Source organism: Paenibacillus hebaui, from assembly GCF_051934385.1.
Classification (GTDB): domain Bacteria; phylum Bacillota; class Bacilli; order Paenibacillales; family Paenibacillaceae; genus Paenibacillus.
On sequence record NZ_CP196836.1, the window covers coordinates 2652109 to 2664420 of the forward strand.

Consider the following 12312-nt stretch of genomic DNA (forward strand, 5'->3'; position numbering starts at 1 on the left):
CAATTAACTGAGAGGGGAGAAGATAGAATGGATCTGAAGACGTTCCTAGCAGAATATTTTCAAAACTTGACTTTTAAACCGCCTCTTTTCTACAGTTGGTCTGTTTCAATACGATTTGAACTGGGCAATCCTCGGATGTTTAGATTAAATGTAGAGCATTACATGGAACAAGTTTATGATCGATCACTTGAATTATTTAGGGCTCTTCATGATCAAGAAGATGAAGTCTTTATCATTACTCACGCTCATTTTGCAGATGAGCCTAGAAACAAAGTGAAGAAGTTAAACCTCTATCGAAAATATATCAAGAAGAAAGAGCCGATTAGGGCCTTAAGACTTGAGATCCTTCCAGATGTGGATTGTAAACCAAATGAAATCCCAGCCCCAAGGAACAACATGTATATGTACTGGGCTAGATGTAGAGTTGAGGACTTAAAATATAGTCAGTTCATCAAAGCTATTTGTAATCATGATGTTGGAATGAAGCCAATGATTCATCATAGGGTGTATTTCATCAATATAAGCAAGAAAACGATATTTCATATCTATGATGACAGAGGTTGCGATGTGATTTCAGCATCAAGAGAAGAATTAATGGACATCTATAACGAATATAATGATTGGATTTTAGACTATGATCGAGAAAGAATGAACAACGTATTTCTAGGGTAAGGCCGAGAAGTTAGCGACAGCTTGAACATTAAGAACATAGAAAACCCAAAGGTGAAAGGAGATTATTGATGTATGAGAACTTTAATATAAAAGATATGATCCTTCAGACAGATCCAACTGTTCCATTGGTAGTCATGATGTGTGGCGTAGCGGGTTCTGGTAAAACAACTTTTGCCCAGCAGTTAGAGAAAGATGGTTTTGTACGTCTCTCCATTGATGAAGAAATATGGGCTACAAAAGGACGATACGGAATTGATTATCCAACTGAAATGTATGAGCAATTCAAAGTAGAAGCAGAACTGAAGTTGCGTAATGAATTAATGATTCTATTGGCAGAAAAACGTAATGTAGTGATTGATTTTAGTTTTTGGCAACAGAAAAAAAGAATGGAATATAAGAATCTTTTAGAAGAGGCGGGTGGGGAGTGGAAACTGATTTATTTGAAAGTTCATCCAAGCGAATTGCGTAAACGGCTTCATCTACGAAGTAAGAGATTTGACGCAAATGCTGCATTTACTATTACGGAGGAAATATTAACTTTTTTTCTCAAAGGATTTGAAGTGCCTTCAGATGAAGGGGAGGTTGTAATAGAAGCAATAAATAGAAATAATGAATAATATCATGTTATGCAGTTAGATAAGTGGAAACTGGTCTGAAATTAAGAAATAGGATGTCGGAACGTGATTGGAAAAATCCGAGTGTAAAACCCAACATAATAACATCTACTCTAGCTAATGAAGCAGAAAAACTTAATTATAATTGATTTTTTCATCCAACTATTGGAAAGACAGGGTATAATTTATTTTGGGTATGAATCGCATGAGTACTTTATTGTAACCTGAAAAATTATTCTTAATATTATGGAGGGATTAAAATGGAAATTGTTTTTAGAAATTTCGATGATTCTTATTATGAACAAGTTTGTGACTTTTTGATTGAATTATCAAAGGATGACCGTACACATATCAATTGGAATTGGGCAAGGTGGGAGTGGATGTTTTTTCATCCTGAGTTTGATCGTGATTTAATGAATAAAATTGGATTGTGGTATTGTAATGACGAGTTAGTAGGTATAGCAACTTATGACCACTATTTCGGGGAAGCATTTTTTGCAACTAAACAAGGGTTTGAAGAATTAGACAAAGATATATTAGAATATGCCATTGCTACTTTTAGTAATGAAAAAGGCCTTGGGATCGCGGTGAATGATAAGGATACTCACACTCTAAATTTATTGCGCAATAAGAAATTTGTGGAGAATGATCTGACTGAAAATATACTTGAGCTTACACTAGAAGATGTTAGCCTTGATTTTATAACTCCTGAAGGCATAACCATAAAAAATATGGATATAAAACATGATTTATATAAGTATCATAAATTACTATGGAAGGGATTTGACAACGAAGGTCCTGTGCCGGATGATGAAATCACTATTCACAAGCAAAAAATAATGTTATCGGCAAGACATTTGAATTCATTCCTGCATATTGTTGCTGAAAATGAAGTTGGAGAATATGTTGCTTATTGTGGCTTATGGTATAGTCCAAAAATGGATTATGTGTATGTTGAACCTGTATGTACAATTCCGGAGTATCGGCAGAAAGGACTTGGAAAAGTAGTCGTTTTAGAAGCCTTGAAAAGAGGCCGCTCCTTAGGTGCTGAAAAAGCTTATGTTATTTCTGATAATTCTTTTTATAAGTCAATAGGATTTCAACAGCATTCTCATTATACGTTCTATTGGCATAATATCTGATATAACTGCGTGCCGATGAAACCATTGTAAATCTGTGAATATATAAAGCGATAAAGTACGAGTATCCCATTGAGGTGTTCAAGAAGGCAATGGAATCAGATTACATCATATTCAAGCAGCGACTCCTCAAGGAGCATTGATCTTTTTGGGGAGGCTTCTTGTAAGCGTTTTAGCAGACATATAGGATTTCAGCAAAAGTTGTGAATACAGAAGGTTAAATGAAATTCCTGATAGACATCAAGAATGTACCTAACTAGGAGAGATATAATGATATATTTTTGCATATCGCTATTACTTACCTTTTCATACAAGCTAGTAGATGTAGCCATTAAAAGCATTCCATTTCAAAGCATTGGTAAATATTCTGTATTATGCTGGGCTATTGTAATTGTAGCTCTCGTGCCCTTTTTTAATAGAAGTTATATTTTTAAGATGCCAGTCGAACTTAATAGCATATTCCCAATATTTCTTTTGCTTATTGTTATTAATGTGATCGCAGCCCGCTTCTCGGGCTATAATCCAATGGGGAAGTACAACATAAGTAATTTTGTAATTACATTTCCGGTTGTAGAAGAGATTATCTTTAGGGGATTGATTTTACCAAACATTAAGCCTTATATTGTCCCAACCAAATTGATAGAAGTTCTATATGTGCCAGTAACCATTCCAGTAATCATTACTGCTGGTTTGTTCGCGATTTGTCATTTGCAGTACTACAAATATTCAACCGAGACTATTCGATTTATGATCTTTGCATTTTTAGGTGGAATATTGTTGGGAGCAATGACAGAGATCACTCAATCCATTATGTTGTCACTAATATTACATATTGTATTCAATTTATTTTCAGTTCTCTTTTCAAAGAGAATCATAAAAATATAGTTTGTGGTGTGAACGAGGGAATCAGGAACATCACTGAACACGTCGGTCCATATGGACTCTATTCCAGTTGGAGTTAGAAGTGAATTCGAAAATACGTTATTAGAGGAGGCCATCAGATGAACAAGCATAATGTTTATGAAACAAACAGCTTCTATTGGGACACCAAAGGAAATGACTTTTTAGGAGCAATCGTACTTCCTTTGTATGGAGCATTTGTTTCAGAAGAAAAATGCCAACTTTTTGGCGATGTATCAGGAAAAAAGATGTTAGAGGTCGGCTGTGGAAATGGTCAATCCTTGCAATATCAGGGAGATCGCAAAGCAGCTGAACTATGGGGAATGGATATATCAGAAAATCAAATTGAAAAGGCGAAGCAACAGTTGACAGCAAACGGCCATTCAGCAAAATTGATCTGTTCTCCCATGGAAGAAGAATGTGACATACCCGTAAATTATTTTGACTTTGTTTATTCGATTTACGCCATAGGCTGGACAACCGACCTTGAAGGCACTTTTTGTCGGATCGCTGCTTATTTAAAAAAAGACGGAGTTTTCATTTTCAGTTGGTCTCATCCTATACACAGATGTGTTGTTGAAGAAAATAATAGATTAGTTTTTAACAAGTCTTATTTGGATGAATCATGGTATTCGGTATCTCCTGATTTTTGTCAAGGCGAGTTAACCTTATCTGATCGTAAACTATCCACCTATATCAATGCGTTGGCTAAAGCGGGGTTTGTTATCGAACAAATGATTGAAGAAACTGACAATGAAATAATCCAATTACACGATGAAAATAATGATCTTGTAAAAAGAGCGAAGATGTTTCCTGTAACCTTTGTTATCAAAGCCAGAAAACTTTAAAAATACTAAAGAAGTCCAAAATAAGTGAGTTAGTGGCTCGGAAAAGGACTAACATTTATATATTCACACATCGGGCATACAGCTTCAGTCTGGCAGCCAGATTTCAAGGAGGATACAGAATGTCAAGATCGGTTTATATCATTTCCGGTCCCGCTGGTGTTGGGAAATCTACTACTTCCAAGAGACTTGTTGAACATTTGGATCGCAGTTCATATATCTCCGGTGATGATATTAGTCATCTACCTGTTAACGGGAGTGGCAAGCCTTGGCTCTGTCAAGAAACTCATCAGCTGACATGGATCAACATATTGAGTTTAGCGAAGAATCTGATTGAATTTAATTACGATGTCATTATAGATTATGTAACTTTCCCATCAGAGGCTAACTGGTTAGCTAATGAGCTGGAGAGTATGAATGTAAAGGTCATTTATGTTGTGTTTATGGTAGATCATGAAACCATTATTGTTAGAGATCAATCAAGAGATCCAATGATTCAAATGGGAGACCGAAGCGTAATCCTATTGAATGAATTTAAAGAAGTTTTAAAAGATGAAAGACATGTATTAAATACCCAAGAATATTCTGTTGACCAGATCGACGAGGTGATTGAAGAGATAGTAAATAATAATAGATTTTTGATAAGATAATTCGAAGAAGAGCCCTACCGTATAACATGATTTTTAAGCAATATGGAAAGCATAAAATACTATTCCGTAAGTGGAAAATATGAGAACCTAAATCAGAAGGGAAACCAAACATAATGATCAGAGTCGATGTAGCTTACTCCTTAATTACTGATCCAACTCATTCCAAAGTGTTAATGGTGAGGAATATTGATGATTCTAGTGACCGTTGGTCTCTACCAGGCGGTGCTGTTGAAAGAGATGAATCATTAGACCAAGCAGCCATAAGGGAAGCCAAAGAAGAAACCGGACTAGATATTAAAGTTCATGGAATAGTTGCAGTGAATGAATGTAAATTTCTAAAAAAAGAAGAACATGTATTATTTTTTACATTTAAAGGTGAGGTGATTGGTGGGGTTGAAGAAGTCGTTAGACCTAATGAAATTTCTGAAATAGCTTGGATGGATATAGAGAAGGCTGAACAATTAATGCCTTTTCATAAAGATGGATTAAGAAGATTAATCGATGGCAAACAGATAACATACTTTAACGAAGGCAACAAGTGATTTTACAAGGTATTCGAGATGGCAGAATTAAGTATAATTATACTCGGAGAACATTACTCCCAAATATTAAATAATGTACAAGGGGAGTTTGTACAGTTATCACGAGAACAGCATCTTGAATTGTTGAGAAATAGAGTAGATATGATAAAGAAATTAAATGATTGGGCGACTTATTTAGGTCCAGGAAGGAGAAAATCAAGAGGTCTCTTTTTTATATTTGAGCGTTTTCATTTAAATCATCGTGTCGCGTTTCCTAATTCGGATGATATTGAAATAAAAGCAGTTGAGAATCAATTGCTGAAACTTGGTGCTACATGCATTTTGCTTGCAATTTCAAATGATAAAGTGGAAGAAAGAATAAAGAGCAGGAACCCCAATGAATGGATTAATAAGTCTAAAGAATATGTGGAACAATCCTGTATAGAATTAATTAAAACCCAGGAAATCCTATGAATACAAGCAACAAAATCGGCAATACCTACGATTGAAATAAACACAGATCATAAGACATGGAACGAATATGCCAGACTAATTATGCAAGACAACTGCTTCGCCTAAAATTATATTCACGCTGCGATAGATCAGGAGGTCATTTCGATGACACGTAAGAGAAAGAAACGAACTGCTTTATTCATTATTATATTGGCGATTATCGGAACATATGTAATTTTGAATCGAATAATTATACTTGATCGAACGGATCGAGTATTGGGGAGTTATGATTTCGTAATAACACCAGCTGATGTAGAACTATTAGTTGAAGGAACAGGCAAACAGAATATTAAGGGTAATGAGGTCACTACAAACATTAAAATTTTAAATATCAAAGGAAATAAGACATCACATGACCTTGCTGAAGGAAGTGAAATCGAAGTTAATGAATACTTCGTAGTATACAATAATATAAGAGTAAGCGGATTACCTATTCCAGGCAGAAGTGTATATAGTATGGGGACAAGCTACAAACGTTTGAAAAAAGGCGAACAAAAAACAGTGTATCTTAAATTAAATAAAGAAACGAATAAATTTTGGATAAAGCCTGATGAGCTAGTAGAAGACTGATTTGTGGAGTGTACTAAGAAGTTGGGACAGCGTATAACAACATGGATAAAGACAGGAGACATCGAATCTATGGAAGAGAAAAAGTTCAATCGGCTTGATACTGTTCGTGCTCTTGTTCATGAAATGCTTCTTGTTACAGAGAATATCTCCAAGAAAGAGGAAGCGTGGGTTATTCTTTTCGGAGTTTCTTGTATCGCTTCTTTGCTTGCTAAAAGAAGAGAACAAGATTCGGAAATCTCTTCGATCGCGGGGCTGCTCCATGGTTTTTATTTCTATAAAACCGGAATAAAAACCTTTCCTGGTCCAAACAGTGCAGATACGGTAAGACCAATTTTGCGTAGCCTCCAAATCTTTACTGACGAAGAGTTATCTATCATTCTTCGATCAATCTTTTATCAAGAAGATAACCATCGAGTCCATGGACCATATGAAGAAATAATTAAAGACGCTATACTTGTGCAGATGTATTTTCAGAATCCAAACAATCATTTCTCCGAAATTGAGATAAATAGACTACAAAAGGTTTTTGTTGAATTAGGGATTCCCGTGGAACATGTGGAAGTGAAGTGCAACGTTACTGGGGGAACAACAAACAGGAGAACTGAAGATAGACGACTTAAGCTGGCAGATTTTGCGGAAACGCTTGCAGGTCAAGATATTATTGGGGATCCAGAGGATGAATGTTATCGGGAAATATGCAGGTATTGGCCAGACTCGGATATCTATAAATTACTGGAAGCGAATTGGTGTGCCGCATTCGTTTATCATTGCTGTATACAGGTAGAACTAATATTACCTATTCGATACCCGAATCACATGTATCGATTAGCTGGGGTTGGTGCATGGTTGAATTGGGCTCAGCAACCTGAAACGGGATTTTTCTATTGTGATGGACATAATGGATTTAAACCAGAGCGAGGTGACATTATCGTTTATGAAAAGCTTCTATCCGATAATTCTCATGATCATATTGGAATTGTACTGGCATGTGAGGGCGGCAAATTGTTAGTTGCAGAAGGAAACAAAGACAATAAAAACTACTCCGGTGTTTTTTACAGGGATAGAGGACATTGTATTCACGGATACATACGAATAGACGACAGCTATCAATTTCATTTTGACGGAGAATATAAACCGATCGTAGCACCGACAATAGAATAAGGTGAGATGAAATTATATGTAGAATTTACTATTTTTATATAAAGGAGAAAGAAACCATGTTTAAAATCAAAATTGATGACACCTCTACTTTGGCACTATTGGAGATTAAGGATGCACAAAAATTATATGATTTGATTAACAGAAACAGGGATCATATAGGTGAGTGGTTGAAGTTTCCCAGCGTTACATTAAGAGTGGAGGATTCAAAAACTTTTATTGAAAGAACACGCATAGGATATGCTAAGGATGAAGGTTATTGGTTAGGCATATGGGATGGAGATAAACTTGTTGGTTCTATTGGTTACTTGTACATAGATCAAGAAAATAAAAAAACTGAAATTGGATATTGGCTAGGTAAAGAATATGTGGGTAAGGGGTTAATCACGAAATCCATTAAAGTGCTAGTGAATTATGCTTTTGGCGAACTTGGACTAAATAAAATTGAAATCGGAGTAGCTACAGACAATATGAAGAGCCGTGCAATTCCTGAAAAATTAGGCTTTACTCGTGAAGGAGAACTAAGAGATTACGAATATATCAACGGGAGATACATAGACAGAATAGTTTATGGATTGAAAGCTAATGAGTGGGTCAAGGAGTGAACGAACTAGAAAGTATAGAGCAGAAAGAAGGAGTGTCCTCGATGGTACATAACATCTTATTGCAAAAATTCAACAACATAAAACTGACCGAACTTACCGGCGGTTATACAAATACCACACTTTTACTTGAGGGTTCAAATCCTCTGGTTATGGCAAAAATATTCAACAAAGAAAGAAAATAGAGATGCAGGAACAGAAATCACTAGTTTAACCTTTTTGGAGAGTTCGGGAGTCACACCCAGAATTCATGACTATTTTGAGGATAACGAATGGCTATATATCATTATGGATTACGTTCACGGAGTTAATGGTCAGCAATTTCTGGAACATAGAGCTATCAATAAAGCCCGAGAAATCTATAAGCTACTTGGTATTCATCTGGCTAGAGATATTCATTCACTGAAACGCAAAGAAAGTAACATAGATTTACCCATTTATGGGTTATTAAATGTCGGAATTGATGATTTTGACTTCATAACAAGTGATTTGAAGAGGGCAGTAAAACAAAATCTTAATATATCCGTTGTAGGAGAGCACTCCTTAATTCACGGAGATTACGGACCACATAATACAATCCTATCTAATGAATCTATTTTCATTATTGACTGGGAGTGGGCAGGATGTGGGAATCCCCTGCAAGATGTGGCCTGGGTAGTATGGTTTGTGCATCTCCATTATCCGCATTTCTCTAAGGAACTGTCTGAAATTTTCTTGAATGCGTATAGTGGGTTTTCAGATATGCAAATAACGAACGAGTTAGTCAAGGCGTATTCAACATCAAGAGTAATAAATATTTTAGATCGGATTAAGTACGCAAATATAGATGTTAAAAATGAATGGGTAAAAAGGTTGGAATGGACATTACAAACCAATTTCATTTGAAAACCAAGGAGGTTTACTACTTTGAAACGATTGCAAGTTACCTTTTCTTTATTATTTATCATCTTAGGTATTTGTATCATTACGATCTCCAAAATTATGGAAGAAGTGATTCAAAAGCTGGGATTTGCAGCATATCAGGCAGCAGCGGCCGGATCTTATACTCCGGATAATTACCAAGTAAATTTGGACCTTAATTATTGGATCGGGGCCATATGTATTTTGGGTGGCAATATTTATTTGATTAGTCAAACAAGAATGATTCACAACTCCATAAAAGAAATCAATTTAAGAAATAAAGAATTTGATGGAAGAAATAATAATAAATTTGAATAATACATTTTATAATCCAAAACATGCCTGTGATAATGAAGGAACTAATGAGAATGTGAGTCATTCCGTAGAATCTCTCCATGATAAACTGGGGTTGTAAACTTATGGAAGATCTTGAGCAAGAGGCAAGGAATCATGAGGTTAATCATTTCCTATTAGGTTCATCCAATAAAGAATGGAGTAGGATAGTGAAGTTCTGAAGTTCTATGAAGAACTTGGATTTAACATGTGGTATGTACAAATATACCAATAAATAACAAAAATTCGGCTGCGAAAGGATATTTAATCATGATTAAATACAAATACGACGTGCAAGCGGTTTTTCTCGACAGAGATGGAACAATTGGTGGAACAGGTCATTTTATTCATCCCCAGGCTTTTAAGTTATATCCTAATGCGCAAGATGCTATACATCTTTTGAAGAAAAGTGGACTTAAGGTCTTCGCTATTACGAATCAGTACAGAATTTCACGTGGAGAGGCAACAATTCAACAGTTTGAAGAACAATTTAATGAATATGGATTTGATCAAGCTTACATATGCCCACATGAACAGGATTGTAACTGTAGAAAGCCGAAACCTGGAATGTTGTTAGAAGCTTCCGAAGAACACAATTTAGATTTAACCAAATGTGTGGTTATTGGTGACGTAGGTGATACCGATATGCTTGCTGCTCATGAGGTAGGAGCTAAGAAAATTATCGTGAGAACAGGCTGGGGTAACTCATCGTTATCGAAATATAGGGATAAATGGATTGAAGCAAATCCAGATTATATAGCGGAGGATATTTTAGAAGCAGCACATTGGATCATAAGGAACAAGGCATGAGAGGGCAAGACAGGGGTAAGGAGTTTGTATATAGTCTTAAAATGGAGAAGAAGCCTATAACATGATTAAGGAATCATTCGATATTAACATTTAATATCTTGAATACCTCTATTTTAAAGTAAACGGAATCACGCATTATACGTATTAATGGAAACAGCTAATCAGTTTCAATAATGGAGGATACTATGAAATGGCGATCTCATTATCCAAAGCAGGTCTTGAAGAAGCTTCAATAATTCATGAAATCCAAATAAAAGCATTCATGCCTCTACTCAATAAATATAAAGACTATGAAACAAGCCCAGCAAATGAAACGATGGAACAAATAGCAGAGCGAATAATTCAAATTTTCACGGATTATTACCTAATAAAAGAAGATGAAATGCCTGTAGGGGCCATTAGAATTGTGAAAAAAGAGAATAAAATCTACAAAGTTAGCCCCATATTTATTTTACCCGAATATCAAGGGAGAGGGATTGCACAAAAAGTATTTTCAAGTATTGAAGATAAATATAGCGATGCGAGAATGTGGGAGTTGGCTACAATCGCAGAAGAACGGGAGAATTGTTACCTTTATGAAAAATTAGGATATAGACAGAAAAGGGAAACAAAAAAAATTAACGACAATATGACAATTGCTTATTATGAAAAACACATGATTTAGGTAATCACAAAAATAAAGGTTGATGTTTAATTCATAGATACATAAACATTATTGGAGCTAATCCAAATTATAATAAGGGAGTGTGTCCAGTGAAAAATAAAGAGACGTTTAATCATATCGCTAGTGAATATGAAAAATATAGACCTACCTATCCAGATGAAATGTTTGACGATATTTTTAATTATTCAAATGTCGACAAAGAAGATAAAATCCTTGAAATCGGTTGTGGAACTGGACAAGCAACAAGTGGATTAGTTAACAGAGGATATAACCATATTACTTGTATTGAGTTGGGAGATAAATTAGCCCAGTTCACAGCAGAAAAATTCAAATCCTATCAGTCGCTTAAGGTAATAAATACATCATTCGAAGAGTGGGATGGTGAAGGTAGTCCTTTTAAACTAGCCATTTCGGGTACTGCGTTTCATTTTATTGATCCTCAGTTTGGTTATCGGAGGGTGTGGGAGCTGCTTGAGGGTTTAGGTGTAATGGGGTTCTTCTGGACAATTCATGTGCCAATGTATGATAAAATTAATAATGAAATACGATCTCATTATAAAGAGATTGCCCCACATTTGGACGATTCCAAATTACAAACGCCTGAAGAAACAATAAACGAAAGAAAAGCAATTACTGAGGGAACAGGTAAATTTACAAATATAGAAGTCAAAGAATATAGTCAAATCCTTACCTATACAAGCAGCGATTATATTGCATTGCTTAATACAAATTCAAAGCATAGACAACTGTCTGAATCCGACAGGGGCACTTTATTCAATAGAATCAAGAATTCAATTGATAGAGCAGGTGGATCTATTGATAAAGATCATAGAGTTGCTTTGTTTTTAGGAAAGAAGCTGAAGTGAACGAATACGAATAAAGGACTGGTTCAATGTTCTATGTTAACTCAAGAGCTATCATTGAGAGAGTGAATAATGAAACAACCGAGATCGTCATCCAAAGAAGAACAAAGACAGACTCTTCTCTTAAGTTTGAACTTCCTGGGGGTAGAATTGAGCCCTTCGAATCGTTGGTGCACGCTCTGGTAAGGGAGGTCAAGGAAGAAACTGGATTAACGGTTTATGAAATAGAAGGCATTGAACCCAGAATTGATACGGTGGGCAATAATCCTGAATTTGAAGTGGAGTGTCTTAGACCATTCACCGCATATCAGACGGTTAAGGGACCGATTGATTCCGTTGGATACTATTTTAGATGTAAGGCAAACGGTGATCTGTTAGTAGCTGGTGATGAAACATTAGATATCCAATGGATTGATGTGAAGGAACTACATCATTTATTTATTGAGAACCCATTAGATTTTTCCGATGTTGATCGTGCTGGAATTAAATTTTACTTAAAGCATCAAGAATTTTAGAGCAATTCCAGATGCCATTCAGCAAAATATATTGATAGGAGAT

18 protein-coding genes are annotated in these 12312 nt (G+C 35.5%); all 18 read left to right on the forward strand.

Annotation, left to right across the window (positions count from 1 at the left end; all coding sequences use genetic code 11):
- Positions 1–27: 27 nt before the first annotated feature.
- The 18 genes from ACR32F_RS12225 (at position 28) to ACR32F_RS12310 (ending at position 12269) form a co-directional block, all read left to right on the forward strand.
- A complete protein-coding gene (locus ACR32F_RS12225) occupies positions 28–672 on the forward strand; it encodes a DUF3885 domain-containing protein (protein WP_440118947.1) in 645 nt (214 codons plus the stop codon).
- Between the two features lie 68 nt (positions 673–740).
- Positions 741–1289 carry an AAA family ATPase gene (locus tag ACR32F_RS12230; RefSeq protein WP_440118948.1) on the forward strand — a complete coding sequence of 183 codons (549 nt, stop codon included), beginning with the start codon at positions 741–743 and terminating at the stop codon, positions 1287–1289.
- Positions 1290–1546: 257 nt separating this feature from the next.
- Complete coding sequence (locus ACR32F_RS12235; protein WP_440118949.1) at positions 1547–2428, forward strand: GNAT family N-acetyltransferase; 882 nt, start codon at positions 1547–1549, stop codon at positions 2426–2428.
- Positions 2429–2950: 522 nt separating this feature from the next.
- A complete protein-coding gene (locus ACR32F_RS12240) occupies positions 2951–3310 on the forward strand; it encodes a lysostaphin resistance A-like protein (protein ID WP_440119802.1) in 360 nt (119 codons plus the stop codon).
- Between the two features lie 116 nt (positions 3311–3426).
- Complete coding sequence (locus tag ACR32F_RS12245) at positions 3427–4173, forward strand: class I SAM-dependent methyltransferase (RefSeq protein ID WP_440118950.1); 747 nt, start codon at positions 3427–3429, stop codon at positions 4171–4173.
- A gap of 119 nt (positions 4174–4292) precedes the next feature.
- Positions 4293–4820, forward strand: a complete 528-nt coding sequence (locus ACR32F_RS12250; protein WP_440118951.1) for an AAA family ATPase — start codon at positions 4293–4295, stop codon at positions 4818–4820.
- 113 nt (positions 4821–4933) lie between these two features.
- The gene (locus tag ACR32F_RS12255; protein WP_440118952.1) at positions 4934–5362 is read left to right on the forward strand and encodes an NUDIX hydrolase; all 429 of its coding nucleotides are present in this window, start codon (positions 4934–4936) and stop codon (positions 5360–5362) included.
- Between the two features lie 18 nt (positions 5363–5380).
- The gene (locus tag ACR32F_RS12260; protein ID WP_440118953.1) at positions 5381–5815 is read left to right on the forward strand and encodes a hypothetical protein; all 435 of its coding nucleotides are present in this window, start codon (positions 5381–5383) and stop codon (positions 5813–5815) included.
- A 144-nt stretch (positions 5816–5959) separates the two neighbouring features.
- Complete coding sequence (locus ACR32F_RS12265) at positions 5960–6424, forward strand: hypothetical protein (RefSeq protein WP_440118954.1); 465 nt, start codon at positions 5960–5962, stop codon at positions 6422–6424.
- A 69-nt stretch (positions 6425–6493) separates the two neighbouring features.
- A complete protein-coding gene (locus ACR32F_RS12270) occupies positions 6494–7585 on the forward strand; it encodes a CHAP domain-containing protein (protein WP_440118955.1) in 1092 nt (363 codons plus the stop codon).
- Between the two features lie 56 nt (positions 7586–7641).
- A complete protein-coding gene (locus ACR32F_RS12275) occupies positions 7642–8187 on the forward strand; it encodes a GNAT family N-acetyltransferase (RefSeq protein ID WP_440118956.1) in 546 nt (181 codons plus the stop codon).
- A complete protein-coding gene (locus ACR32F_RS12280) occupies positions 8184–8369 on the forward strand; it encodes a hypothetical protein (protein WP_440120088.1) in 186 nt (61 codons plus the stop codon). Before ACR32F_RS12275 ends, ACR32F_RS12280 begins: the two co-directional genes overlap by 4 nt.
- Positions 8370–8403: 34 nt before the next feature.
- A complete protein-coding gene (locus ACR32F_RS12285) occupies positions 8404–9069 on the forward strand; it encodes a phosphotransferase family protein (protein WP_440119803.1) in 666 nt (221 codons plus the stop codon).
- Between the two features lie 21 nt (positions 9070–9090).
- Complete coding sequence (locus ACR32F_RS12290) at positions 9091–9402, forward strand: hypothetical protein (RefSeq protein WP_440118957.1); 312 nt, start codon at positions 9091–9093, stop codon at positions 9400–9402.
- 285 nt (positions 9403–9687) lie between these two features.
- Positions 9688–10227 carry an HAD-IIIA family hydrolase gene (locus ACR32F_RS12295; protein WP_440118958.1) on the forward strand — a complete coding sequence of 180 codons (540 nt, stop codon included), beginning with the start codon at positions 9688–9690 and terminating at the stop codon, positions 10225–10227.
- A 190-nt stretch (positions 10228–10417) separates the two neighbouring features.
- Positions 10418–10891 (forward strand): GNAT family N-acetyltransferase, encoded by a 474-nt coding sequence (locus tag ACR32F_RS12300; RefSeq protein ID WP_440118959.1) that lies wholly within the window; start codon positions 10418–10420, stop codon positions 10889–10891.
- Between the two features lie 89 nt (positions 10892–10980).
- Positions 10981–11757, forward strand: a complete 777-nt coding sequence (locus tag ACR32F_RS12305) for an rRNA adenine N-6-methyltransferase family protein (protein ID WP_440118960.1) — start codon at positions 10981–10983, stop codon at positions 11755–11757.
- Positions 11758–11819: 62 nt separating this feature from the next.
- Positions 11820–12269 (forward strand): NUDIX hydrolase, encoded by a 450-nt coding sequence (locus ACR32F_RS12310; protein WP_440118961.1) that lies wholly within the window; start codon positions 11820–11822, stop codon positions 12267–12269.
- Positions 12270–12312: the final 43 nt, after the last annotated feature.